Source organism: Ammoniphilus sp. CFH 90114 (assembly GCF_004123195.1).
Taxonomy (GTDB): domain Bacteria; phylum Bacillota; class Bacilli; order Aneurinibacillales; family RAOX-1; genus YIM-78166.
In genome coordinates this window covers 327,446-351,766 of record NZ_SDLI01000005.1, presented here as the reverse complement: position 1 = coordinate 351,766, position 24,321 = coordinate 327,446, and the positions used below count along the sequence as shown (strand labels likewise).

Sequence of the window (24,321 nt, the reverse complement as noted above, 5' to 3'; positions counted from 1 at the left end):
CTTTGGTAGCTTTTTTTTGCTTACATTATTCGAAAACAGCAATAACCGAACCTTGGTACTTCTCTTCAATAGGCCCCTTAACAGAGAGTCATTCTATTTGAAACTAGTTTAAATTTTACGAGACGTCATTTTAGCTTGAGTAAATAATAGGAGATAATCAAATCCGCCAGCTTTGGAATCTGTTCCAGACATATTAAATCCTCCAAATGGATGAACCCCTACCAACGCTCCGGTGCACTTGCGGTTAATATAAAGGTTTCCACAGTGCATGGTTTCTAACGCATACTCAATACGCTCTTCCACCTTAGAGAAGAAGGCACCTGTTAAGCCAAACTCCGTGTCGTTATACAGATCAATGGCTTCCTTCCAGTCCTTTGCCTTGGCTATAGCAAGAACAGGTCCAAAAATTTCTTCCTGCATAATCTGCGCTTTCCCATTCACGTCTGCAAATACTGTCGGTAGGATATAGTATCCATTGCCTTCTGCTTTTCCACCGCCGGCAACTAATCGACCTTCACCTTTTCCAATCTCGATATACTGTAGGATTTTTTCATAAGCATTCTGATCCGCAACAGGACCCACCGCAAGATTTTCCTCTGGCAACCCGATTTGCAGCTGCTCGGTTAATTCTGCTACCTTTTCTACCACGACATCATATACCGATTCAACAATAATAGCGCGGGAACCAGCAGAACACTTTTGACCTTGGAAACCAAAGGCGGAAGCCACGATTCCCGCAGCTGCTGCATTAAGGTCGGCCGTTTCATCGACAACAATACCATCCTTTCCGCCCATCTCAGCGATGACTCGCTTAATCCAGATTTGACCTTCCGTCGTTTGTGCTGCCAGGCGGTTAATACGCAAACCCACTTCCTTAGATCCAGTAAAGCTGATAAAACGAGTTTTCGGATGAGTCGTTAAGTAATCGCCAACTTCCGCTCCACTCCCTGGGATAAAATTAATAACACCCGCAGGCAAGCCGACTTCTTCCATCAACTTTACAAATTTATGAGCAATGACAGGAGTAATGGAAGCCGGTTTTAACAAGACTGTATTACCAGATACGACCGCTGCCGTCGTCATCCCGACACAGATCGCTAGAGGGAAGTTCCAAGGCGGGATCACCACACCTACCCCTAATGGAATATAGCTTAATTGATTGTTCTCTCCAGGAATTTTCACCAGCGGTTGATTCTCATTGACTTCACTAAGACGGATCATCTCCCGAGCATAGAACTCCATAAAGTCAATGGCTTCCGCGGTATCGGCATCCGCTTCACCCCAGTTTTTACCTGCTTCATAAACCATCAGAGCAGAAAATTCGTGTTTTCTTTCTCTCATCAGCTGAGCAGCTTTAAAGAGACATCCCGCACGTTCTCTTGCCGGTACCTTTTTCCATGTTTCAAAAGTAGCTAATGCGACTTGCATGGCACGTTCCGCTAATTCTTGCGTTGCTTTACTCACACGACCAATCACCTGATCGACTTGCCCCGGGTTGATGGATACTATTTTATCCTCTGTCATGATCTTTTCCGCTCCGATATGAAGAGGCAGATCCTGATCAAGTTCCTTTTTTACCTTCTCTAGAGCCGCTAACATCGCTTGCTTGTTATCCTCTTGTGAAAAATCAACAAAGGGTTCGTTTAGAAATGCCGGAATTTTAGTTAATGAAGTCATCTTCATTCATCCTCTCTTATCTAGTTCTCTTTATTTAAATAGATTTTTTAATACGAACCATACATTTGCAGGTCTCTCTGCTAAACGACGCATGAAGTAACCAAACCAATCCACTCCATAGGGTACGTAAACTCGAACCTTATATCCTTCCTCTACCAGCCTCTTCTGCAGATCAACACAAATCCCATATAGCATTTGGAATTCAAACTGGTCCTTGGAAATATTGTTTTCTCGTACCAAGTTCTTTGTATATTCAATGATGCTTTCATCGTGGCTGGCTACCGCTGTGTAGTTTCCATTAAGCAAATGAACTCTTATTATTTTTTTATAATTTTCATCCACAACCGCTTTCTCCGGGTAGGCAACCTCAGGAGACTCCTTATAGGCACCTTTCACTAAACGAAGATTCGCTTTCACTTCATTTAAATCTTTCATGTCCTGTTCCGTACGGTAGAGATAAGCTTGGATGACGAGGCCGACATTATCATAATCCCTGCGCAATTCTTGATAGATATCGAGCGAAACCTGGCAATGCTCATAATCTTCCATATCAATGCGGACAAAATTACCATGAGTCTTCCCACGATCCAGGATGCGGCGCATGTTGGATATACACAATTCCTTACTGATATCTAAACCTAAAGAGGTCATTTTCAAAGAAAGGTTAGACTGAACACCGGCTTGTGCCATGGCATCCAATGTTTGGATACACATGGATGCTGACTCATTTGCTTCCTCCATCGTAAATACGAATTCTCCGAGATGGTCTAAAGTAGCCACTCTACCTTCTCTATTCAACTCTTTTACAACCACTATGGCTTTTTCAATCGATTCCCCTGCTACAAAACGTCCAGCACCAAATTTTAATCCATATTTCTTCGCCCATTTATTAGCGGAACGATTCTTGCCTAAGGCTTGAAACATATTTCTCATTAATAGTTCCATGAGGGCTCTTCCTCCTGTTCAATATTGAACACATGATTATTATGTACATCTTGGTGTATTTCCTGAATTTGATTATACATCTTTTTAACACATTTGTATATATTGTATATTGACTTAAAATTGTATAATTTTGAACACAAATAAGCTATGTTCCAATAAACATAGCTTTGGTATAAAAATATGATTTGAACTTTAATATGTAAACCCTCTTTAATACACCCGCAATTCCTCCTGCAGCCTTTTCAGTAATTTGACTTTTTCCTGATCGCTCTCCCACTCTTCTTCCATGGCTTGATAGAAACGCTCGTACTCTTCATTCGTAATGAGTTCTTCCTTAAGCAAATGGTCAAAACACTTCAGCTTGTTTTGCGTTTTCTGCACAATACAGGCATAGTCAATCCCTTCACTCATCTTCCGTTTATTGTAAAGAACATGACCTGCTTCATGAGCCAGAATCTCCAAAAAGTTTATAACCGGAACCTTATCTTGATTGCCAATTACATAGATAACATGGCCTCCATTCTTATATTCCACAAACCCATTCGTTTTCTCTTCGTGATGAATAAAATAAATTTCACACCCTATATGCTCCTCCAACCAACGTACACATCGCATAAGATTCTTTTGGTCTGTCACCATTGAATCTCTCCTCCGCCTTAGCTTCACTTACTAAAAACTAAGACTATTATGAGTTTCCGGGAGACACTCTATGCCTTTTTTACTTATCTTCCCAAAATTACTCGTCCTTTAGTAACAATCATTCCTTATAAATATAAAGTTAAGGTTCCTAAGTATAGCTAAAGCTTTTCAAATACATAGAATTTCACAATGACACCTAGGAAGATATAAGCGAAAACAACGGGCCAGCGGATGATGATTTTTTCGTCCTTTTTCACAAAGGCTCCCATCCCAAGAAAGGCCCAGAACCATTTTGAATTTGTAAAATTATTGCCTCTGTTCGATGTGTCACCCATGTTTTTATAAGCAACCCAACCGATAATGATAAAATCAGCAATTAACGCAATACTAAAAGCTGTAATTATTAATTTCTTATCTTCTTCAGTAAACTTTTTTCTTTTTTACCCTCTTTTCTCTTTCGCTCCTCTTCTTCTCGTGTCGTCTCCGTTTTAACAAACTTGCCATCCTTGAATTCAATCTTTAGAATCGGCTGCTCTTTCTTCTCTGCTAGCACCACAGGAGTTATGGATAAATATAAAAGAAAAATAAAAGGGAAGATGATAAGTATCCAGCGTCTAATGTTCATAAGTGAATCTCCTTAGCTGTTAGTACGTGACCAGAAGCGCTCCCACAAAATTAGACGCATTGCGATTGCGGTTTATTACAAGGAGCCATTTACGTAGTAACTATCCTCTCGATAGGTGTTAAAAGCGATCTCTATCTCCTTGATTCCTAGTGATTGAACATGGTTCGCAACTGTTCGAGCGAATCGATCACGGGTTTCCTGTCCTCGCTCAAACCAGGATACTTCAATAAATGGGAATGATTCTACGATTTTACCGGAGAAAACGGCAGTCGTATGTAAGCATTCTATCGTAAAATTATCTAATTCACATTCACAGATGACAGCTAAATCTTCTATTAATGATTCACTTATGACCATCATCTGCTCTGGCTTAATTCCTCTAACGACTAATAGCGGCATTCTTATCTTCCTTCCTACACATGTATTTTCCTTATTAGTTTAGGAATAAAAAATCATTATAGCAAGGTTCCACAAAGTTGAAAAGGTTCTTCCCCCTTAGGAAGAACCTTATTGCATTGGAAGATGATTATTTATGAACACCACGAAAACGACTTAGGAACTCTTTTGTCCGTTCTTGTTTGGGATGATTAAATATCTGCTCAGGTGTTCCTTGTTCCGCAATCCGTCCCTCATCAATAAAGACGATACGGTCTGCTATATCGCGAGCAAAGTCCATTTCATGAGTAATCAGCAGCATCGCAGTATCCCCTTCCTTGGCAATCTCCTTAATGACACTCAAAACCTCCCCTACCAACTCGGGATCAAGGGCTGATGTGACTTCGTCAAAGAGCATGACTTTAGGCTGCATCACAAGAGCGCGTGCAATAGCTACCCTTTGTTGCTGACCTCCCGATAATTGGGCAGGATAATGATGAATTCTTTCACTAAGACCCACTTTTTCTAGCAGGGCTTTAGCCCGTTCGATTGCCTCTTCCTTTGGCATACCCAATACATGGATAGGAGCTTCAATACAATTTCTCAGGACCGTCATATGAGGGAACAGGTTAAACTGTTGGAACACCATGCCAATATTTCCGCGGACACGGTGAAGGTGCTTTTCATCCGCTGGTACTAATTTCCCATTCACCTTTTTATGCCATAACAGCTCTCCACCTACGGTAATTGTACCTGATGTTGGCTGTTCTAGTGTCATCAACATACGAAGAAGTGTCGTTTTTCCGGATCCACTCGGTCCAATTACACACACCTTCTCTCCAGGTGCAATGTCTAGATCTACTTCTTTAAGAATCTGGTTTTTTCCAAAAGCCTTGCTAACCTTCTCATAACGAACCAAGGGCTGTTGTGCAAGGTTATTAGAAAACTTGATATCTAAATGTGAGGGAATGGCAGCGCTCATTTTGTACTCCTCCTTTTTACGTGTTGTTTTTTCTTAAATAAGGCTGTTTTAATCGCTCTTCTAATCGTCGGAACAGCAACGAAGATGGATAACTTAGGACTAAAAATAGTAAACCAACAATGGTAAAAGCTTCAAAGTAACGAAAAGACTCCGAACCGATAATCTTCGCCATTCCTAGCATCTCTACATAGGTAATAGCCGACAATAAAGGCGTTTCCTTAAACATAACAATAAAGTAATTTCCAAGGATGGGGATGATAGGTGGAACAGCCTGAGGTAAGATTACACCTAACCAAGTTCTTCCTTTTGAAAAGTTTAAAGCCCTACACGCCTCCCATTGTCCCTTCGGAATCGCATCAATCCCAGAACGAAACACTTCGGATAAATAAGTTCCATAATGTATCCCTAACCCGATAACCCCCGCTGCAAAGGGGGATAACGTCATACCTAATTGCGGAAATACATAAAAAATGAAGTAGAGCTGAACCAAAAGCGGAGTATTACGGATAAATTCAACGAAGCCGTGAGTAGACCATTGAACGACCCGAAAACGTGATCTTCTTGCAATCGCTAATACGAGCCCAATTAAGACAGCCACAAGAAATCCAACAACCGTCGCTGATACCGTTAGTTTCATAGCCTTGACTAGATCCGGCAGAATGGATAAAGCAAACTCGTGATTCCACATCTCTTTTCTTAGGACCTCCCTACTGATAATTTTCTCTCCAACCAACGCATACCCCACGTGCAGGGATACGTCAAAAGGAAATAAATCAAGAGAAGCAAAGTAAAAATTTCCATCGTTTGCATCGTTGTGGTCCTAAGCAACATACCTTGAAAGGTCAAATCAGATAAGGTAATCAAAGACACCAAAGCCGTCCCTTTGATTAACTCGACGATTAAATTAGTAAACGGAGGCAACATCCTTACACAGGCTTGAGGTAAAACCACGAGCCTCATCCGCTGCATCGGTGTCATATTCAAGGCAATGGTCGCTTCCGTTTGGCCTTTAGGAACAGCTATAATCGCACTCCGTACAATTTCTGCTCCGTAAGCACCCGCATTCATTCCTAAAGCAATTACCCCCGCCATCATGGCAGACAGTTCTATTCCCAATAAAGGCAGAGCAAAGTAGATCCAAAATAATTGCACTAACAAAGAGGTGCCACGGATGACCTCCACATAGAAAGAAGCGAATAAACGAATCACCTTAAATCTAGATAATCGGGCCAATCCGAACGTAAAAGATAGAACAAATGCCAAAATAATAGAGAAAAAACTAATTTGTACGGTTACCCATGCCCCCTTCAGCAAGGGCGGAACCAATTGGACCAATGTTTCCAACCTACACACATCCTTTTTTAAAGGGCAAAACCCCCCAAAGGGCCTTGGGGGGCTCCACTTTATTCTTTCAATAATTGCTCTAACGTTACATCACCCGGAAGCTCTTGCTCTGTAAACCCAAATTGTTGCAAGATCTCTAAGAGTTCCCCTGATTCTTTCAACAATTGAAGCTCACGATTAAAGGCTTGTCGGAAATCATCATCCTCTAGTCGAAAAGCGGTCGCTCCATATCCCCGAACACTTTCGCCATCGATGACAGGTTGCTTAAAATCCATTACACGCTCCAACTTCCCTTCTGGTGAAATCTCTAAAAGAGCTTGTAAAGAAGGACCAGTCATCGTAATGGCATCTACTCGCCCAGACTCTAGGGCAGCTATCGCGGAAGGATTATCAGGCACCGTGACAATCTGGTCTCTAGCAACACCTACTTTTAACAGATATTCATTTTCGATGGCACCACCCATGACAGCTACTTTGACGTCAGGCTGAGCAGCAATATCTTCATAGCTATGTAAACCTTTAGGATTACTTGGTTTTACAGCTAAAGCTTCACCAATACTGTACTCTGGATCTGCAAATGCTACTTCTTTCGCCCGTGCAGGAGTGATAAACATCCCCGCAGTAATCAGGTCAAATCTTCCAGCTTTTAGTCCGGGAATAAGGGAACCAAACTCTGTAAGTACCCCATCCATCTCGTTAATACCCATGTTTTTCAGTACTGCGCGGGCTACCTCCACGGCTTCACCCGTCAATTTACCATCCGCCGTAGCGTAAGCGTACGGCTTTTCGTTAGCGAAACCAACTTTAACCACTCCCTCTTGTTTCGCTCTTTCCAGCGTACTCTCCTCTTGCACTTCTGCATTAGGTGAAGAACTCTGCGTAGATCCACAAGCCACTAAGGATATGGCTGTCATGCAGGTGAGAAGCATTGATGCTAGCTTTTTCAAAGCTAACCCCCCCTTTTTCTGTTTCGTATTTTTTGGAATAGGACTATAAATATTGTATCGAAATCAAACAATTCTTTCAATTCCCCTCTGCCAGGATCTCCCTTGCTGAGAAGGGAGATATCTTACTGAGAGCAAATAAGAAGGAGCATCCTGCCTATTCTTTTTAAATCATGACAGATGCTCCCATATACTCAGGATTTGTTCAATTGTTCAAGAGTCACTGGCTTGTCACTAAAACTCCTCTGAAAATTCTTCATTAAACAATGTAAGACCGGCTGGATGAGCTTTGGTCGGGATCGGCGTTTCTCCTTCAAAAGAGGAAATGCCTTTACAGTCAAATTGTAATCTCACCGAAGTGGCTTGTTGTGCACTTTTAACTTCTCTTGCCAAGGTTTGGATAGATTCTTTCAGTTGCTCATATTCTTCTTTATTCGTAAGATAAGTCATCGTAATATGAGCTTGAATGGATAAAGAACCTTCCGTAGACTGTATCGAAACGATGGCTGCCCACGGTTCATGATAATTTTCAATATGTTGAAATCCATATGTATCTTCTGTTATAGGCACGGCTTGCCACATCGTCTTCCCTTCCTTCTATTAGGCTTGGTATCCAATATCCCCATAAGTGGATGAAATTAAGCCTTATTTATGAATTAGATGAAGAGAGAACCCATCGTTTTCAATACGTAAGGAACAGCGACCTGAAAGATAGGCGGAAAAACATAACTCCCTAAAGGCGTTATGGCTAAGATAAGAAAAATGACCACTCCATAGTTTTCATATTGCGTCAACTTTGCCCTCACATTCGGTGGTGCAACATCCTCTATAATTCGATACCCATCTAACGGGGGAAAAGGCAAGAGGTTAAAGATAAACAATACTATGTTTAAGTAAATGATTGTATTAAACAACTGGTAAACCATCTTATAATTTGCCTCCGAAAACCAATCCATCCAACCCATAGTCTTCAGAAAATACCAAACCATCATAAACAAGAAGGCTAATGCCAAGTTGCTAATGGGACCTGCGATGGAAACTAGAATTCCTGCCAAACGAGGATTGCGAAAATAAAACCGATTAACAGGTACAGGACGAGCCCAGCCAAAGCCTAGGAGAAAGATCATAATGAGGCCGACAGGTTCAACATGTACGGCTGGATTAAGGGTTAGTCGCCCTTGATTCTTTGCCGTAGGATCTCCAAATTGATAAGCAACATAAGCATGTGCCCATTCATGGAGTGAGAATGCAAGAATTAAAGCTATTAATACGTAAGGGATCTGTTCAAGGGGATAAGCTAAAAATGAATCCCAATTCATAGGAGTCCTCCTTTATTTTTTCGAGGTCATGCTCTTATTATTTGTTACAATTCTACTAAAAAACCAAAAATTTCTACCCTATCCTCTTATTATATATTAAACTATCTGAAAAGGAGGGTGTTTTTAGCGTGCGTATTTCAAAGTTCATGACACCGGAAATTATTTTTGGTCCTGGGTCAATGAGTCAGACTGGGGAGAGTCTTCGCCGTTTAGGCGCGGAAAAAGTGTTTGTAGTTAGCGACCCAGGTGTAATCCAAGCTGGTTGGGCAAAAGAAATTATCCGCTACCTGCACGATTGCCGTCTTGACTATCATCTTTGGACAAACGTAAGTGAAAATCCAAAAGATTACGAGATTAATCAAGGGGTTTCGGAATATCTTGCAACCGATTGCAATGCTGTACTAGGCATTGGTGGAGGAAGTGCCTTGGATGCCGCGAAAGCCATCGCTCTAATCAGTACCAACCATGGAACGATTCATCTCTATGAAGGTGTTGATAAAATTTCGCATCCCCTCCCTCCTATGGTGATGGTTCCCACGACAGCCGGTTCCGGATCTGAAGTCTCTCAATTCTCCATTATTACTGATACAACGCGCCGCTTGAAAATGACGATCGTATCCAAATCTCTTATTCCTGATATCGCGATCATCGATCCCGATACCCTTGTAACCAAAAGCGCCCGCTTAACGGCTAATACGGGGATGGATGCACTAACCCATGCTATTGAATCTTACATATCGCTAGCTGCGACACCCTTAACCGAACGTTTTTCTCTTCATGCCATCGAACTCATCTCCAAGCATTTGCGACCATCGACTGCTAGCCAGCATAACCGAGAAGCCAAAGAAGCCATGGCGATGGCCAGCTTGCAGGCAGGGCTTGCCTTCTCCAACGCTGTCCTCGGTGCCGTTCATGCTATGTCTCACCAGCTTGGGGGATTGCTTGACACTCCTCATGGAGAAGGGAATGCGATTCTCCTTCCTTATGTCATGGAGTTTAACTTTCTTGCTACTCCGGAAAAATACCGAAACATCGCTGAAGCCTTCGGTGAAAATGTCAGTGGTCTTAGCTTAAATGATGCAGCCAAGCAGGCAATCAAGGCCGTTCATCATCTCGCGAGAGATCTAGAGATCCCTGAATCGCTTGCCAAGCTCGGTTTAATGGAAGAGCATATTGAGGAGATCAGCCAGAATGCCGTACACGATGCCTGTATGATCACCAATCCGCGCGACATGAGTGAAGCGGATGTATCTAAGATCTTTAGGCAAGCGCTTTAGGAGGAAGCAACATGTCCGAGAAACAAGAATTAATTGATCTACTAACAGGGATAAAATCTTCTAGAAAAAGCTATTATCACGAATTAAATCAGGCCATTCTTGAGCTTCAGCTTAAAAACAAACAGCTTGAAGTCATTAATCAATTGACTCGCCTTCAGGTCAATCTGTCTTGGGAAGAAGCCAGTTATTATATTGCTGTCCAGGTTGGTCAAGTGCTGTCCTTTACATGCTTTGCGTTGACCCTTATGGAGGGCAAGACCACGTCCAGTTATATCGTAAGCACCGACACCTCTCCGAGCTCTGTCCAAACCTTAAGGTTCAGTGAACTAGAGAATAAGCCAACCTTGTCCACGGTTAACCGCTTTATAGAGGAACATCAAGGTAGCACGGGTACCACAGTCACGATGCGCAACCACGTTGGTCAAGTCTTTGGTTTCTTGACCCTGCTTCATCGTGAAACAAATGCGAATACGCACGAAGACCTCCTCTTCTTTCATCGAATTGCCGAACAGGTGGCCGTTTCCGTAGAAAACATCCTCCTCTTCAAGGATGTCAGCGATAAAGTGAAAATCGAAGCCCAGCTGCTGCAATCCGCCAAACTAGCCGCCATTGGTGAGATGGCCGCGGGCATTGCCCATGAATTAAACAGCCCACTCACAGCAATTCTAGGAAACGTCCAGCTCCTCTTAAGGGAATTCAAGGAAGATAGGCCTGGTAAGATGCTGCAGGATATCTATCAGTGCGGAGTTAGAAGCAAGAAGATTATTCAAAACCTGCTGGTTTTCTCTAGACAGGAAGAGTTTACATTTGAAGACCTCTCCTTGCATGACCTGATTGAAGATGTGTTCAGTCTGATCGGCTACCAGTTGAAGGTATCTGGAATTCCCGTGGAGAAAAGATGGGGCGAATCCCTTCCTCTATTCCGAGGAAATCGTTACCAAATTGAGCAGGTCATGATCAATCTACTTTTAAATGCCAAAGATGCCCTCCAGCAAGAAAAGGAACCTGTCATCACCATAGAAACGAAAGTGGTGAAAAAGGACTCTAAACCTTACGTCTCTTTTTCTGTTCGAGATAACGGAACAGGCATTGACGAAAAAATCTTGCCGCAGATATTCAACCCGTTTTTCACGACAAAGGAGCATATGAAAGGAACCGGCCTTGGGTTGTCAGTGAGTCTCGGAATTGTACAAGCCCATCATGGCATGCTGGTAGCAGAGAGCAGAAAAGGAGAGTATACCAAGTTTACCCTCATGCTCCCGGGGAAAGGCGGTGTTGATGACCATGAGTGAAAAGCGAATCTTAATTGTGGATGATGAAATGGAAGTTACTTCTTTTTTTCGTTATTTCTTTGAAGGAAAAAATTGCAAGGTAGCGGTCGCCAACAGTGGACGCGAGGTCGATCACCTGCTTCATAGCTCTCCCCTGCCCTTTCATTTGGCTTTAATCGACATGAAGTTGCCGGATACGAACGGGTTAGAGCTTCTCCGTACCATTAAGGAGAAGTTTCCAAGCTGTGAAGTTCTTATTATGACCGGCTACAGTACAGTAAAGACTGCCGTGCAGGCCATCCAGGCGGGTGCTAAGGATTATTTAGAGAAGCCCTTTGACGACCTAGACAACCTAGAAACTATTATCGATTCCCTCCTTCAGCAAACCTCGCAACAGGAAAAGGACCTGCGCAGTACGGCAGGACAATATGGCATTATCTACGCACCAGGAGGACCAATGGATACCGTCCTCTCCATGGCAAGCAAATTGGCTAAGAAAGCCATCAATATCCTTATTATAGGTGAGACAGGGACCGGAAAGGAGCTCATGGCGCGGTTCATCCATGAGTCCAGTCTCAGGTCACAGCATCCTTTTGTCGGCATCAATTGCGGCGCCGTTCCTCAGGCTCTGCTGGAGAGCGAGCTCTTTGGTCATGAAAAAGGGGCCTTCACAGGGGCTGGGAAAACAAGAAAAGGCTATTTCGAACTGGCCAATCACGGGACGCTGTTTCTCGATGAAATTGGAGAAGCTCCTCTAGATATCCAAGTTAAATTACTTCGTGTACTTGAAACAGGTGAATTTATGCGGGTAGGAGGAGAAGACATCTTGAAATCGAATATTCGTGTCATTTCTGCTACCCACCGACATCTTGAACACGAAATAGAAAAGAATAGATTCCGCTCAGATCTCCTTTATCGCTTAGAAGGGGTCAAGCTCGAGATCCCTCCCCTTCGTGAGCGACCTGAGGACATCCCGTTAATTGCTAATTATTATCTACAAAGAAAATTCGATGGACAATGTGAAATTTCGGATGAGGCTATTACCATGCTGAAAAACTGCCCCTGGCCGGGGAATGTCCGTCAATTAATCAACGTCCTAAATCAAACCGTAGCCATTCATGAATGCTCAATAATTAAAGCGACCCATTTACACGGAAGATTGAAAGAGATGCCAACTTCTCCCGTTACCGAGGAGAAGCTGGCTCTAGAAGAGTATATCCGACGCGAAAAGGAAAAGTTTATCCATGGGATTGTTGAATCCATTGGCTCCCTCGAAGATATAGAGTTCAATGAGTTAATGAAGCAAATGAAAGACCTGGAAGCACAGGTTGGTAGGCGCATCATCCTAAAAGGACTAAACGAAGTACAAGGTAATCGAAAATTGTTAAGTGAGAAGCTCGATATTACACCGAGGATTCTCCGCTACATCCTGAACGAAAAATAATTCCCTGAGTTCATCACCCAGGGAATTATATGAATTTTAAAGTGATATATTGTAAGTCCTTAGCTTTCGGTAAAGCGTGTTGCGTCCAATATTTAACAGCTTGGCTGCTTGGCTAATGTTTCCATTTACTTGATCTAGCGTCTGTTTGATGCAAGTCGCCTCATTCCACTTCAAGCTTCTTAAAGCAGCAGCCTCATTCTCCTCTTGTGCCTTTTCAGGTTTGGGCTCAGGAACTGACTCTTCCTCTATAGTAACAGAAGACGGGCATAGTGAAGCCAACAAGTCTCTTTGGATCTGTCCCGAATCTGCAAGAAGTGCTGCCTGTTGCAGCACATTCTGAAGCTGGCGGAAGTTTCCTGGCCAATCATAGGCTTGAATGAAGGACTTAGCCTCCTCGCTTAATATCGGAACCGTTTTGGCAAAAGGTAAATGAGAAAGTACATGTTCAGCTAACAGAAGAAGATCTGAGCGCTCCCTTAGAGCAGGGAGCTTTAAGGTAAATCCATTCAGACGATAGTACAAGTCCGCACGGAACCTTCCAGCTTCAATTTCTTTGAGCAAGTCCTTGTGGGTGGCCGCAATGATCCTTACGTTAACTGGTCGCGGGCTAATACCTCCAATTCGAGTTACGCATCGCTCTTGAATCACACGGAGCAAGGTTGCTTGTGCGGCTAATGGCATATCCCCAATTTCATCCAGAAACAAGGTTCCCTCATCGGCCGCTTCAAACTTACCAGCTTGTCCCCCGCTTTTTGCCCCGGTAAATGCCCCTTTTTCATAACCGAACAATTCGCTCTCGAGCAAGCTTTCTGGGATCGCGCTGCAGTTGATCGCAATAAACGGCTTATCGCTTCGAAGGCTCGCCCCGTGCAGTGATTGAGAAAACAGCTCTTTGCCCGTTCCGCTTTCACCCGACAACATTACGTTGATATCAAGAAGGGCTACTTTTCTTGCCATCTCAATGGTTTCCTTCATTTTAGGGTCATCGCAAAGAATATCCTGAAAAGAATATCGATTCGTAAGCTCTCCATGCTGTCCCATCTTTTCCCCGCGTAGGATGAATTGACTTCTTCCGTCTTGACTGCCACTTACAATATGGGTTGTAAATATATGATTCTTAAATCTTAGTTTCCGATCTTTGGCTAATTCTGAACTAGAGGTGTCCAATTGTTCAAATACAGCTGCAACCGACTCCCCCACTTTCTTAGATCCCACAATTTTCGAAGCCGAGAAGTTCATCCGCGTAATGATTCCTTCTTCACTGACAGTAATGAGGGACGAAGGATGGTGATCGTATATAAAATCTAGGTCCCCGCTCCAAGAATGTTCTTTCTGTCCCTTTTTCATGTCCGCAATGTAGAGGGCCTGTTCTATTGTTTGGGCCGCCCGCTTCACGAGCCCAAGCGAATAGGGGTGAAAATCATGCTTATAACTGCTCATATTAAGAACGCCAAGGAGCTCCCCTGAAGGCCCAAATATTGGACTTGCCGTGCACGTGAGAAAATGATTATCCCTACAGTAATGGTGCCTCCCATGGACAACGACCGGTTTCTTTTCGGTAATGGCAGTGCCGATGGCATTAGTACCTTTATATTTTTCCAGCCAATTGGCACCCCTGCACAGCGCCACGCGATCCACCTCTTGCAAAAAGGTAGGATTCCCCATGCTATTGATCACATATCCATCTGGGGTTGCTACCAATACCAAAAACTCAGTCCCAGCTATATCTTGAAACATGTCTTCCAAAATGGGAGAGGAATAGTGTAAAAGTTCAGCATACCGATCATAGTACTCTCGCATTTCATACTCTTAACACGCTTTCCAAATCCAAGTTCATCGGTTTAATACCATATGATTGGCAACGCTTCCAAGAGTCCTCAATATAAGCTGGAATAATCCCGGGTAATGTAGATGCAGGAGACAGATCCATAACCATTTTGTAACATACCTCCCATGATAATATGGAATAACTTCATCAACAAAACTTATGTAGACATATATTTACATTATTTGCAATTTTCATGCCAGATGACAGCTCGCTTTATTGTGGTCTTTTTCATATGTTTTCGGACGATTTATCGGCTAGACTGGACAGAATATCGGCTGAGGGCCGTTATTTTGTCATCTTTAACCTAAAAGTTGCAGTTTATTTCATAAAAAATAAAAAACAGGAACAAATCTTTGTTCCTGTTCGTTCGCTTATGAAACCTTGAAGGTCTCGTGGCTTTTACTAATTGTAATTTCCAAGTTATTCATAATGGACTTTCCCTCTATACGGCTTAACAGCTTCAATCGAACTAAAAAATCAACCACGCGGGATAGGCCAAACAATTGAGTGTTCAAGAGATCCTCATATAACGGATCCTGCTGGTTCAAATGACCATTCATTTTTTCCATCAACATCATGATCTTATTGATGTCGTGCTCCAATTGTTCGATCACAGAATCTTGTAGATCCCTCATATTTTCCATCACATTTCTCCCCAAATGATCGTTTTCCATCAAGACTAAGGAAACCATCGAGGATGTTAGGGAGTCCGGGACGACTCTCCACATCCATCTAACAAATTAAAATGCCGCGCGTATCATCGCTTGAACATCGTCAAGAGTTGCTTTTCTAGGGTTGGTAAAGGAGCAAGCATCCTTCATAGCATTTTCCGCTAATAGAGGGATGTCCTCTTCTTTAGCGCCTAGCTCAGCAAATCCGCTTGGAATATTGACATCGCGAGCAAGTGTAACAATCGCTTCTAATGCTTTCTCTGCAGCAGCACGAGTCGATAATCCGCTTACATCTTCCCCTAAGGCCACTGCGATGTCGACGAAGCGTTCTGGTTTAGAAATTAGATTGAATCTCTCTACATGCGGCAACAAAATCGCATTGCACACCCCATGCGGAAGATTGTAGAATCCACCAAATTGATGGGCAATCGCATGCACATATCCTAGGGAGGCATTGTTAAACGCCATTCCAGCTAGTAGTTGTGCATAAGACATCTTATCACGCGCCTCGATGTCTTCCCCGTTCGAAACAGCAGCACGTAAATATTGGCTTACGAGACGGATGGCTTTGAGGGCACATGCATCTGTTATCGGAGTTGCAGCTGTCGAAACATAAGCTTCAACTGCATGGGTCAAAGCGTCCATCCCGGTTGCTGCGGTTAAAGCAGGCGGTTTTTTCACCGTTAACAAAGGATCGTTGATCGAAATAGCAGGCGTCACATGCTTGTCTACAATGGCCATCTTTACCGAGCGTGAGGTATCTGTAATGATGCAAAAACGGGTGATTTCACTTGCCGTTCCTGACGTCGTATTAATAGCAATCATTGGAATCATAGGTTTTTCGGAGCGATCAACCCCTTCATATTCGTGAATAGCACCGCCGTTTGCAGCCACAAGCGCTACGCCTTTTGCACAATCATGGGAGCTTCCTCCACCTAGAGATACAATGACATCACAACCTTCAGTTTGTAATGCACTCAACCCAGCTTCAACGTTCTTATCCGTAGGATTCGGCTCAGCTCCAGGGAAAATAGCTACATCTACTCCAGCTTCCTTTATGTATCCAGCAATTTGATCAGCGACACCAAATTTATATAGGCCTGCATCCGTGACGATTAATGCTTTCTTTCCTCCTAAAAGCTTGATTCTTTCTCCCACTTGCTTTGCGGCGCCCACACCCATAAGATTGACACTTGGCATATAAAATCCGAATACTTGCTCTTGCATACTGAACAACTCCTTTAAATTTTATATTTTGAATGCGCTTTCTACTAACTTATATTGCAATAGGCGTGCCAACTATAAAAACCTATATTTCTCTTCTATTTGGGCCATTTTCTCATTAACGGTCATGGAGTTGCTCCGTTCTGGAACAAGACTACTGTTCCGTCCTGTAACACTGTATCGTTTTGCAAAGCTAGTAGAACAAAAGAGCTTTTTTCGAATGATTGTTCGAAAAAAGCTCTACCATTTTATTTTAACTCTGCGGTTGTTGGGTCAATAATATTGCGTACTTCTAACACCTGATCTGCAGGGAACCCGCCACGTTCTGCATGTTCCTTAATCAATTGAGCATTGGGGGCAATATATACACAAAAAATAGTGTCGTCTGTAACGTAGCTGTTCACCCATTGGATTTCCGGACCGAGCTCTTGAAGTACCCCAACGGATTTTTGGGAAATCGAACACAGGTCTCCAGCACCTAATTTTCCAGCATTTGCAAGTTTGCGTTCAATAATATACTTTGGCATTGTCATTCTCTCCCTTATATGATTTTAGTTTAATTTCCATTAAAAGAAGCCAAGAGCATCAGGACTGTAGCTTACTAATAAATTCTTTGTCTGTTGATAGTGGCTTAGCATCATCTTATGGGTCTCTCTTCCGATACCGGACATCTTATACCCTCCAAAAGCGGCATGGGCTGGATAAGCATGGTAGCAGTTTGTCCAAACCCGTCCGGCTTGGATGGCCCGCCCCATACGATAGGCTGTATTCATATCCCGCGTCCAAACCCCAGCTCCTAAGCCATAAAGGGTATCATTGGCAATAGTCAGTGCTTCTTCTTTATCTTTAAATGTAGTCGCGGATACAACAGGTCCAAAAATCTCCTCTTGGAAAATTCGCATCTTGTTATGTCCTTTAAACACCGTTGGCTGAATATAGTAGCCTCCTGCAAGCTCCCCAGACAATTCAGCTCTAGCCCCGCCAATAAGACATTGCGCACCTTCTTGACGGCCAATATCCATATATGTAAGAATTTTATCCATTTGCTCCGTAGAAGTTTGTGCTCCAATCATGGTGTCTGTGTCTAGCGGATTGCCTTGTTTAATACTTGCTACCCGCTTAAGCGCCCTCTCCATAAACTGATCGTAGATGGATTCCTGAATGATGGCGCGTGATGGGCACGTGCAAACTTCTCCTTGATTAAGAGCAAACAACACAAATCCTTCAATAGCCTTATTGAAAAAGGCATCATCCTTCGCACAAACATCCTCAAAGAAAATATTAGGGGACTTGCCGCCTAACTCAAGCGTGACAGGAATAATATTCTGAGAAGCATACTGCATAATTAAGCGACCCGTCGTTGTTTCTCCTGTAAATGCAATTTTTGCAATTCGATCACTTGTCGCTAAGGGCTTTCCTGCCTCTAATCCAAATCCATTTACGATGTTCAATACACCTGGAGGAAGTAGGTCTTGAATGAGCTCAGCAAGGACTAATATGGACGTCGGAGTTTGTTCAGCAGGTTTCAACACGACACAATTGCCTGCAGCCAGTGCAGGAGCTAATTTCCACGCAGCCATGAGAATCGGGAAATTCCAAGGAATAATTTGTCCAACTACGCCTAGTGGTTCATGAATATGATAAGCTACAGTATTGCTATCAATTTCAGCTAGAGAACCTTCTTGGGCACGAATGCAACCCCCGAAATATCTGAAATGATCAATGGCAAGCGGTATATCTGCCGCAAGAGTTTCCCGAATCGGTTTTCCGTTATCCCACGTTTCCGCAACCGCTAACATTTCTAAATTTTCTTGCATACGGTCAGCAATTTGATTTAGAATCGAAGCTCTCTCTGCAACAGAGGTTGCTCCCCACTTTTCCTTCGCTTCATGTGCTGCATCTAAAGCAAGATCGATGTCTGCAGAAGTAGATCTTGCTACTTCACAAAAAACTTTTCCATTTACAGGGGAAACGTTTTCAAAATATTGACCCTCTACCGGAGCCACCCATTTCCCGCCAATAAAATTGTGATACTGGTTTTTAAATGTAACCTTAGATCCTAACTGGCCTGGCTGTGCATAAATCATGAATCAACCTCCTTTATTTGTTTCGACATTATACAATGCAAAAACGATACCAACTTCTTTCTTATTGGTATGGTCTAATAAATAAGGAGGGTTGTTCGTTTTTTGAGAAGAACTTGGTCCATTTTGATACTACAGTGTTCCAATCTAATACATCCTGTACCTAAAAAAATACCTGATCTTCAACAGCGAAGATCAGGCAATCCCAAAACTATGAAGTCATAGCTGCCGGAAATCTTAAATCCAGTGACTCCCCTAGAGCGTATAGTTCTCTTTCTACTTCTTCAGAAAGTGATATTCCTTGCAATAGACGGTTTTTGTATTCTCTTGCTCTCCTCTCACCAGGATAAAAAATTTCGTCCACTCCTTCCGCTAACGGCACACTTTTCACTTCTTCCAAAAATTGCTCCAAAAGATGTGTAAAGTACTCAAGATCCATAAATTTGCTAATATCAAATAATATAAATAAATGTCCTATGTTTGATTTATCCGGATGTTCCTCATACATGTTCTTGACATGAGGTCCAAAAGCTGCTCCAGAAAGAACCCCTGTTAAAATTTCGATTGCAAGAGCAAGGGCATATCCCTTAGCCCCGCCCAGGGGTAAAACGGCTCCTCGCAAGGCTTGTTCAGCATCTTCGGTTTGTTCACCATGCTCATTAATCGCCCAGCCTTTTGGGATGGGTTGGCCTTGTTTGGCTGCCAGTATAATTTTCCCCCGGGCAACAACACTCGTGGACATATCAATAATCACGGGAGTATCCGACCTGGTTGGAAACCCAAAGGCAATGGGATTGGTGCCAAAAAAAGCTTTTTTTCCTCCCCATGGAGGAATACCAGGTGGGGAATTCGTAAAAGCCATCATGCCAAACCCTTGTTCACAGGCCATCTGACAGTAATAAGAGGCCGTTCCAAAGTGATTGCTTTTTTTTACAGCTACAGCTGCCAGTCCCGTTTGCTTAGCTAGTTCCATGCCTTTTTTTACAGCGTAAGAGGCTACAATTTGCCCTAAACCATGATCACCATCTACTAAAAGTACGGACTCTCCTTTTTTCTCCACGGTCATTTGTGCAGCGGCTTGGATTCTTCCTTCCTTCATTCTTTTGGCATAAATAGCCAATCTACTAATACCATGACTATCTACCCCTTCTAGGTTCGCTCGAACCAGGGCATCTGCCGCCGTATAAGCTTGCTCAGACTCCACCCCTAACCGTTCAAACACACGTTGACAAAAAATCTTCAAATCTAACTGGTTATATAAAGACATGATTTTTTACCGTCCTTACATTCATATTTCCCCTTCTAGGTTAACGCACGACACAAAGAGGAGATTGTCCTTGCAATATTTTAATGACTTCTTCTGCAACTAACATAGAGGTTCTAATTTGAGATTCTTCTGTTAAACCAGCAATATGAGGAGTAAGTACGATATTGTCACAAGATAAAAGCGGGTTGTCTTGTTGTATCGGCTCAGTCTCCAGTACATCAAGGCAAGCCCCTGCTATTTCACCAGATTGGACAGCTTGGACCAGAGCGGCTTCATCAATAATGGCACCTCTTGCTGTGTTGATTAGATAGGAGGAATGCTTCATGGATTGAAATTGGGCTGTTGAAAACATCGATTGAGTATCTCGTGTCAACGGAACGTGGATGCTGATAAAATCTGATTCGGTTAGCAAACGTTCAAAAGACACGGTTTGAATACCTGTCTCTGCTGACGGAAAATCATAAGGGGTCATAAACGGGTCATACCCGATAACATGCATTCCAAAGGCAGAGGCTCTTTTGGCCACGCGATGGGCAATTTCTCCCATACCCACCAAACCTAGTGTTTTTCCATACACCTCTGATCCAGTAAACCGCATGCGGTCCCAGTTTCCTTTTTTCACGTCTTGGTTAGCATGGAACAACGAGCGATTAGCCTGGAGCATAAAGGACATCACATACTCCGCAACGGAGATGGCATTAGCATTTCTACCATACACCACATCAATCTTTAAGAGTTTAGCTATCTTTAAATCAATATTATCCAGTCCTACTCCTAAACGGCCTACTACTTTCAATTTTTTTCCTGACTGCAGCAATTGATCGTCTACGACTGTCTGGTTCCTAACAATAAGAGCATCGACATCTTGTACCTTATTAAGTAACGCCTCACGATTCTTCCACAAGGTAGGATCATATTCCACACTAGCATATTGGGATAGGAGATCAATTCCTACTGGCCAGATCATTTCGGTAATAAGTACCTTCATAAATACCCTCCTCTTCTCTCCCTGCATGGATGACTTTATCAATAAATCCAATTTTTAAATATTCCATACTTTTAAACTATTTGTATTTATTATAAAATATAATAAGAGAATCTAAATTAAAACATTTGCTAATCATCCGCTGATCAAACCTATGTATTTACCCAATAACTCCAGTGGAGGGTAATGATGAACCTAGACCATTTGAAAGTCTTTTACATGGCAGCCATAAAGAAAAATTTTTCTGAAACAGCAAAAACACTTCACTTATCACAGCCTACGGTTAGCTTACAGATTCAGCAACTTGAATCCGTATTAGATACTAAATTATTTGAGAGAACAACGAAGAACATCAAACTTACAAAGCCTGGTGCTCTACTCTTTCAATATGCCGAACGGATTATTCAACTAGAACATGAAGCAATTAAGGAGATCGCCCTTCTGTCTGATTCCATTCAAGGAAATTTACATATTGGAGCAAGTCTCACGATCGGTGAATCCATATTGCCCTACATCATAGGGAAATATAGTAAAGAATACCAAGGAGTATCTCTTAATCTGGAGATTTTTAACTCTACCCAAATCATCCAATGGCTCAAACAACATAAAATTGACTTAGGGTTTATAGAGTCCCCTATCCACGATTCTGAATTGGTCCATATCCCTTTTATGGAAGACGAACTAGTTGTCATTTCTTCCACGAAGGATGTTCATCCCCTCATTGGCGATAAAGAGGTCATTAGTCCGGAAGAACTGTTTGCTTTGCCTTTGATTTTAAGGGAACCTGGGTCTGGTACACGTCAAGTCATGGAAGAAAGCTTAAGAAAGCATAAACTGAACCCGAGCCATCTTAATATCGTTCTAGAACTCGGAAACACGGAATCCATCAAGGCTTCTGTTGAATCTGGGATGGCACTATCCATTATTTCACATTCTTCTATTCAGAAGGAACTCCTGTTAGGAACCTTACGAAAGATTCGTATAGAAGGAATCACGATTCTTCGATACTTCTATGCTGTATACGATAAACACAAACGGAATTCTTTAGTCGAGGAAACATTTCTAGACTTTTTATTTCAAACACATAACCCTTCTAGCTTTTCTAAGTCACAGATTGAGTATTTGATATAGAGGTAAGTCGCTGTAACTTACCTCTATCTTTACAGCTAAGCTTTCTTTTTATAATCCCATCGAGCTGTTTTTAGGTTATGGGTATGCACATAATCACCGGGAGCAATGTCTTGTGTTGTTACTCCTATTTGAACACGGTACTCAATGACTTTGTCTCCTTTTTTTAAGCTAGTCAAGGCAATCTTATGGCCGAGAGGGATATCGCTTTTCGACTCCACAGTGACCGTGGCATTATTCTCCATGATTACCCCTTCCACCTTTTCCCCCTTCTTAATGTCTTCAACTGCGACACCTACATGATCAATCGCATGATGAACAAGAAATTTATGAGTCATTGATTTTTCCTCCTTAGGACATCATTTCGTTTCCTTTATGAATAGAAACAGCTTCGCTTCCTTTTTGATGAATTAAGATCGATTTTTGCACACTTTCTAGATGGTTCAGCATGTTTTGGACGGCCAATTCTTTATTATTCTGTTTAATAGCTTCAATAATTCGACTGTGTTCTAATAAAGATTGTTCACAACGTCCTGGGATCTCGACCGATTGTGTTCTTACCTCAGATAGTAGATCAATAAGATTCATCATAATGCGATGGAGAATGGAATTATCTGACATGCGTACAAGGGAGAGATGAAACTTGAGGTCTAGTCGAGATACTTCATCATAGTCATGGGACTGGGCAGCTTGCCTTGCATCCGCCAAGATACTTTCTAGTCCTGCAATTTGCCCAGGTGTACAATCACTATCCACTGCCCAAGCTACGGCCTGCGTCTCTAATACCTTACGTATCGCAAAAAGCTCCACAACGTCGTCATGCTTGACAAAAAAGGAAGAGGCAAAATTTTTTCTGTATGTTTCTTCATCCGAGACAAAAACTCCTTGGCCATGCTTAATGGTTAAGTAACCCTGGGCCGCAAGAATTTTATAAGCTTCCCTAATCGTATTCCTGCTTACATTAATTTTTTGAGCTAGCTCTCTCTCACCTGGAATCTTCTCTCCAGAGCTGAACCTGCCCTGATGGATTAAGTCCCGGATATAATACACAACCTCCTCCGATATACTCTTGCGCTCCGTCTTGAACCCATCAAACATTTATTCCCCTCCTTATGCTAATAAGACTACGTGGTAGAAGTATGCGATAACTTAGAATAGAACCTAAGAGGTCTACTTTGGTTGGGAGGTGTAATGGTTATATGTTCCAACCAGTGGGTTATAATCCTTATTAAACCATTATTTTACAGACTATTCAATATTATTAATCAATACGACTTATTTAGATTCTCAATGAAAACCATTGTAGATTAAAATAGATATCCTCTGGAAAATTGTGCTAAGGTATATGAAAGAGTTGAAATATTCAAATGAGGGACTAAGAGAAATTGGGGTGTATTCTTTGTTCATAACGATGTTAGTTATTGGTATCCTTGGCGGTATCCTCACTGGCATGATGTCTGTAGGAGGAGGATTAATTCTTATTTTCCTGCTTCTCTTTATTCCGCCTTTCTTAGGCTATTCGTTCACCATGCATGAAATTGCCGGAATGGTCATCATCCAAACCATCTTTTCAGGTAGCTCGGGCTTGTACAGCTATTGGAAGAGAAGATTAATCAACACTTTTTTGATTAAGTACATGGGGCTTAGCAGCTTTATAGGTGGTTTCATTGGGGTCATGCTATCTGAACTTCTCAGTCATAATCAGCTCCTGGCTATTTTCGCTGCTTTATCCCTGGTGGCAACCATTACCATGTTTTTCAAACCAAAACCCGTGGAAGGAGAACCGTATGAGAATAAGAGCCTTGCCATTGTTCTAGGACTAGGGATTGGTGTACTTGGAGGAATGTTCGGCCTCGGAGCTGGATTTTTATATATGCCAATCATGCTGATCTTATATCGGATTCAGACGAAGCACGCTGTAGGGACCGGTTTAGCTTTAGCCATCCTGCTATGCCTAGGTGCTCTATTCGGTAAGGTCACTGATCTTTCTGTACCTTGGCAGGCTGGTACTTTTTTAGCCTTAGGTGCTATTCCTGGCGCTCAACTCGGCTCCTATTTAGGACAAAGAATGAAAACCGAGTCTCTACGTAGACTGATGGCCATTTCAGTTGCCATTGTCTCAGTTAAGATTTGGATTGATCTGCTTCAAGAGCTAGGCGTTTCCCCCAGTCTATCCTGGACTTTCTTTCTCATTATAGGCGTTTTCATTAGCGCAATCGTCCAGGTTTATCAGTACAATACTAATAAAAAACAAAAAGAGATAAAACAACAGAAGTTCTGATCGATGCCATA

The 24,321-nt window shown here is 42.4% G+C and carries 26 protein-coding genes; 5 read left to right on the top strand and 21 right to left on the bottom strand.

Annotated features, from left to right (window positions below):
* Window positions 1-108: 108 nt before the first annotated feature.
* The 11 genes from pruA to EIZ39_RS13950 form a co-directional block, all read right to left on the bottom strand.
* Entirely contained in the window at window positions 109-1,677 is a 1,569-nt protein-coding gene (gene pruA, locus EIZ39_RS14000; protein ID WP_129200601.1) for an L-glutamate gamma-semialdehyde dehydrogenase, read from the bottom strand.
* A 30-nt stretch (window positions 1,678-1,707) separates the two neighbouring features.
* Window positions 1,708-2,622 carry a proline dehydrogenase family protein gene (locus tag EIZ39_RS13995; RefSeq protein WP_129200600.1) on the bottom strand — a complete coding sequence of 305 codons (915 nt, stop codon included), beginning with the start codon at window positions 2,620-2,622 and terminating at the stop codon, window positions 1,708-1,710.
* A gap of 210 nt (window positions 2,623-2,832) precedes the next feature.
* Window positions 2,833-3,261 (bottom strand): hypothetical protein, encoded by a 429-nt coding sequence (locus tag EIZ39_RS13990; protein ID WP_164985095.1) that lies wholly within the window; start codon window positions 3,259-3,261, stop codon window positions 2,833-2,835.
* A gap of 403 nt (window positions 3,262-3,664) precedes the next feature.
* Complete coding sequence (locus EIZ39_RS13985) at window positions 3,665-3,886, bottom strand: hypothetical protein (RefSeq protein WP_129200598.1); 222 nt, start codon at window positions 3,884-3,886, stop codon at window positions 3,665-3,667.
* 75 nt (window positions 3,887-3,961) lie between these two features.
* Window positions 3,962-4,285: a DUF1904 family protein gene (locus tag EIZ39_RS13980; protein WP_129200597.1), complete on the bottom strand. Its 324-nt coding sequence runs from the start codon at window positions 4,283-4,285 to the stop codon at window positions 3,962-3,964.
* A 127-nt stretch (window positions 4,286-4,412) separates the two neighbouring features.
* Window positions 4,413-5,243 (bottom strand): ectoine/hydroxyectoine ABC transporter ATP-binding protein EhuA, encoded by an 831-nt coding sequence (ehuA, locus tag EIZ39_RS13975; RefSeq protein ID WP_129200596.1) that lies wholly within the window; start codon window positions 5,241-5,243, stop codon window positions 4,413-4,415.
* Window positions 5,244-5,259: 16 nt separating this feature from the next.
* The gene (ehuD, locus tag EIZ39_RS13970) at window positions 5,260-5,931 is read right to left on the bottom strand and encodes an ectoine/hydroxyectoine ABC transporter permease subunit EhuD (RefSeq protein ID WP_129200595.1); all 672 of its coding nucleotides are present in this window, start codon (window positions 5,929-5,931) and stop codon (window positions 5,260-5,262) included.
* Window positions 5,932-5,939: 8 nt separating this feature from the next.
* Window positions 5,940-6,596 (bottom strand): ectoine/hydroxyectoine ABC transporter permease subunit EhuC, encoded by a 657-nt coding sequence (gene ehuC / locus EIZ39_RS13965; RefSeq protein ID WP_129200594.1) that lies wholly within the window; start codon window positions 6,594-6,596, stop codon window positions 5,940-5,942.
* A gap of 50 nt (window positions 6,597-6,646) precedes the next feature.
* Complete coding sequence (gene ehuB, locus EIZ39_RS13960; RefSeq protein WP_129200593.1) at window positions 6,647-7,534, bottom strand: ectoine/hydroxyectoine ABC transporter substrate-binding protein EhuB; 888 nt, start codon at window positions 7,532-7,534, stop codon at window positions 6,647-6,649.
* Between the two features lie 231 nt (window positions 7,535-7,765).
* Window positions 7,766-8,113 (bottom strand): hypothetical protein, encoded by a 348-nt coding sequence (locus EIZ39_RS13955; protein ID WP_129200592.1) that lies wholly within the window; start codon window positions 8,111-8,113, stop codon window positions 7,766-7,768.
* Window positions 8,114-8,187: 74 nt separating this feature from the next.
* A complete protein-coding gene (locus tag EIZ39_RS13950) occupies window positions 8,188-8,850 on the bottom strand; it encodes a site-2 protease family protein (RefSeq protein ID WP_129200591.1) in 663 nt (220 codons plus the stop codon).
* Between the two features lie 128 nt (window positions 8,851-8,978).
* On the opposite strand from EIZ39_RS13950, the gene EIZ39_RS13945 reads away from it, so the two are divergent.
* The 3 genes from EIZ39_RS13945 to EIZ39_RS13935 are packed head-to-tail and all read left to right on the top strand — an operon-like array spanning window position 8,979 to window position 12,842.
* On the top strand, window positions 8,979-10,127 hold the full coding sequence (locus tag EIZ39_RS13945; protein ID WP_129200590.1) for an iron-containing alcohol dehydrogenase: 1,149 nt from the start codon (window positions 8,979-8,981) through the stop codon (window positions 10,125-10,127).
* Window positions 10,128-10,138: 11 nt separating this feature from the next.
* Window positions 10,139-11,419, top strand: coding sequence for a sensor histidine kinase (locus tag EIZ39_RS13940; protein ID WP_129200589.1), 1,281 nt, complete (start codon window positions 10,139-10,141; stop codon window positions 11,417-11,419).
* Entirely contained in the window at window positions 11,412-12,842 is a 1,431-nt protein-coding gene (locus EIZ39_RS13935; RefSeq protein WP_129200588.1) for a sigma-54-dependent transcriptional regulator, read from the top strand. Before EIZ39_RS13940 ends, EIZ39_RS13935 begins: the two co-directional genes overlap by 8 nt.
* Before the next feature lie 36 nt (window positions 12,843-12,878).
* Here EIZ39_RS13935 and EIZ39_RS13930 read toward each other — a convergent pair whose 3' ends face one another.
* From EIZ39_RS13930 to EIZ39_RS13900, 8 genes are all read right to left on the bottom strand, one after another.
* Window positions 12,879-14,642 (bottom strand): sigma-54-dependent Fis family transcriptional regulator, encoded by a 1,764-nt coding sequence (locus tag EIZ39_RS13930; RefSeq protein ID WP_129200587.1) that lies wholly within the window; start codon window positions 14,640-14,642, stop codon window positions 12,879-12,881.
* Between the two features lies 1 nt (window position 14,643).
* Window positions 14,644-14,778 carry a hypothetical protein gene (locus EIZ39_RS27555; protein ID WP_255433955.1) on the bottom strand — a complete coding sequence of 45 codons (135 nt, stop codon included), beginning with the start codon at window positions 14,776-14,778 and terminating at the stop codon, window positions 14,644-14,646.
* A 263-nt stretch (window positions 14,779-15,041) separates the two neighbouring features.
* Window positions 15,042-15,314 carry a DUF1507 family protein gene (locus EIZ39_RS13925; RefSeq protein ID WP_164985094.1) on the bottom strand — a complete coding sequence of 91 codons (273 nt, stop codon included), beginning with the start codon at window positions 15,312-15,314 and terminating at the stop codon, window positions 15,042-15,044.
* 96 nt (window positions 15,315-15,410) lie between these two features.
* The gene (locus tag EIZ39_RS13920) at window positions 15,411-16,568 is read right to left on the bottom strand and encodes an iron-containing alcohol dehydrogenase (RefSeq protein WP_129200585.1); all 1,158 of its coding nucleotides are present in this window, start codon (window positions 16,566-16,568) and stop codon (window positions 15,411-15,413) included.
* A 245-nt stretch (window positions 16,569-16,813) separates the two neighbouring features.
* On the bottom strand, window positions 16,814-17,092 hold the full coding sequence (locus EIZ39_RS13915; protein WP_129200584.1) for a DUF4242 domain-containing protein: 279 nt from the start codon (window positions 17,090-17,092) through the stop codon (window positions 16,814-16,816).
* Window positions 17,093-17,131: 39 nt separating this feature from the next.
* On the bottom strand, window positions 17,132-18,652 hold the full coding sequence (gene adh, locus EIZ39_RS13910; protein ID WP_129200583.1) for an aldehyde dehydrogenase: 1,521 nt from the start codon (window positions 18,650-18,652) through the stop codon (window positions 17,132-17,134).
* 208 nt (window positions 18,653-18,860) lie between these two features.
* Window positions 18,861-19,916, bottom strand: coding sequence for an Ldh family oxidoreductase (locus EIZ39_RS13905; RefSeq protein ID WP_129200582.1), 1,056 nt, complete (start codon window positions 19,914-19,916; stop codon window positions 18,861-18,863).
* Between the two features lie 40 nt (window positions 19,917-19,956).
* Window positions 19,957-20,904 (bottom strand): hydroxyacid dehydrogenase, encoded by a 948-nt coding sequence (locus EIZ39_RS13900; RefSeq protein ID WP_129200581.1) that lies wholly within the window; start codon window positions 20,902-20,904, stop codon window positions 19,957-19,959.
* A gap of 183 nt (window positions 20,905-21,087) precedes the next feature.
* On the opposite strand from EIZ39_RS13900, the gene EIZ39_RS13895 reads away from it, so the two are divergent.
* Window positions 21,088-22,032 carry a selenium metabolism-associated LysR family transcriptional regulator gene (locus tag EIZ39_RS13895; RefSeq protein ID WP_129200580.1) on the top strand — a complete coding sequence of 315 codons (945 nt, stop codon included), beginning with the start codon at window positions 21,088-21,090 and terminating at the stop codon, window positions 22,030-22,032.
* A 35-nt stretch (window positions 22,033-22,067) separates the two neighbouring features.
* Here the strand turns inward: EIZ39_RS13895 and EIZ39_RS13890 are convergent, their stop codons facing one another.
* Together EIZ39_RS13890 and EIZ39_RS13885 are read right to left on the bottom strand one after the other, a co-directional pair.
* The gene (locus EIZ39_RS13890) at window positions 22,068-22,367 is read right to left on the bottom strand and encodes a UxaA family hydrolase (protein WP_129200579.1); all 300 of its coding nucleotides are present in this window, start codon (window positions 22,365-22,367) and stop codon (window positions 22,068-22,070) included.
* 13 nt (window positions 22,368-22,380) lie between these two features.
* Entirely contained in the window at window positions 22,381-23,127 is a 747-nt protein-coding gene (locus tag EIZ39_RS13885) for a FadR/GntR family transcriptional regulator (RefSeq protein WP_129200578.1), read from the bottom strand.
* 301 nt (window positions 23,128-23,428) lie between these two features.
* On the opposite strand from EIZ39_RS13885, the gene EIZ39_RS13880 reads away from it, so the two are divergent.
* Window positions 23,429-24,310 (top strand): sulfite exporter TauE/SafE family protein, encoded by an 882-nt coding sequence (locus EIZ39_RS13880; protein ID WP_164985093.1) that lies wholly within the window; start codon window positions 23,429-23,431, stop codon window positions 24,308-24,310.
* Window positions 24,311-24,321: the final 11 nt, after the last annotated feature.

Bases quoted from the DNA above. Each gene is read 5' to 3' on its own strand.
- EIZ39_RS13980 (WP_129200597.1), bottom strand. From the start codon at position 4,285: ATGCCGCTATTAGTCGTTAGAGGAATTAAGCCAGAGCAGATGATGGTC.
- EIZ39_RS13925 (WP_164985094.1), bottom strand. From the start codon at position 15,314: ATGGAAAATATGAGGGATCTACAAGATTCTGTGATCGAACAATTGGAG.
- EIZ39_RS13890 (WP_129200579.1), bottom strand. From the start codon at position 22,367: ATGACTCATAAATTTCTTGTTCATCATGCGATTGATCATGTAGGTGTC.
- EIZ39_RS13900 (WP_129200581.1), bottom strand. From the start codon at position 20,904: ATGAAGGTACTTATTACCGAAATGATCTGGCCAGTAGGAATTGATCTC.
- EIZ39_RS13990 (WP_164985095.1), bottom strand. From the start codon at position 3,261: ATGGTGACAGACCAAAAGAATCTTATGCGATGTGTACGTTGGTTGGAG.
- EIZ39_RS13895 (WP_129200580.1), top strand. From the start codon at position 21,088: ATGATGAACCTAGACCATTTGAAAGTCTTTTACATGGCAGCCATAAAG.
- EIZ39_RS13955 (WP_129200592.1), bottom strand. From the start codon at position 8,113: ATGTGGCAAGCCGTGCCTATAACAGAAGATACATATGGATTTCAACAT.
- pruA (WP_129200601.1), bottom strand. From the start codon at position 1,677: ATGACTTCATTAACTAAAATTCCGGCATTTCTAAACGAACCCTTTGTT.
- ehuA (WP_129200596.1), bottom strand. From the start codon at position 5,243: ATGAGCGCTGCCATTCCCTCACATTTAGATATCAAGTTTTCTAATAAC.
- EIZ39_RS13940 (WP_129200589.1), top strand. From the start codon at position 10,139: ATGTCCGAGAAACAAGAATTAATTGATCTACTAACAGGGATAAAATCT.
- EIZ39_RS13995 (WP_129200600.1), bottom strand. From the start codon at position 2,622: ATGGAACTATTAATGAGAAATATGTTTCAAGCCTTAGGCAAGAATCGT.
- EIZ39_RS27555 (WP_255433955.1), bottom strand. From the start codon at position 14,778: ATGGTTATGGATCTGTCTCCTGCATCTACATTACCCGGGATTATTCCA.
- EIZ39_RS13915 (WP_129200584.1), bottom strand. From the start codon at position 17,092: ATGCCAAAGTATATTATTGAACGCAAACTTGCAAATGCTGGAAAATTA.
- ehuD (WP_129200595.1), bottom strand. From the start codon at position 5,931: ATGTGGAATCACGAGTTTGCTTTATCCATTCTGCCGGATCTAGTCAAG.
- EIZ39_RS13905 (WP_129200582.1), bottom strand. From the start codon at position 19,916: ATGTCTTTATATAACCAGTTAGATTTGAAGATTTTTTGTCAACGTGTG.
- EIZ39_RS13985 (WP_129200598.1), bottom strand. From the start codon at position 3,886: ATGAACATTAGACGCTGGATACTTATCATCTTCCCTTTTATTTTTCTT.
- EIZ39_RS13920 (WP_129200585.1), bottom strand. From the start codon at position 16,568: ATGCAAGAGCAAGTATTCGGATTTTATATGCCAAGTGTCAATCTTATG.
- adh (WP_129200583.1), bottom strand. From the start codon at position 18,652: ATGATTTATGCACAGCCAGGCCAGTTAGGATCTAAGGTTACATTTAAA.
- EIZ39_RS13885 (WP_129200578.1), bottom strand. From the start codon at position 23,127: ATGTTTGATGGGTTCAAGACGGAGCGCAAGAGTATATCGGAGGAGGTT.
- EIZ39_RS13930 (WP_129200587.1), bottom strand. From the start codon at position 14,642: ATGCGAGAGTACTATGATCGGTATGCTGAACTTTTACACTATTCCTCT.
- EIZ39_RS13935 (WP_129200588.1), top strand. From the start codon at position 11,412: ATGAGTGAAAAGCGAATCTTAATTGTGGATGATGAAATGGAAGTTACT.
- EIZ39_RS13950 (WP_129200591.1), bottom strand. From the start codon at position 8,850: ATGAATTGGGATTCATTTTTAGCTTATCCCCTTGAACAGATCCCTTAC.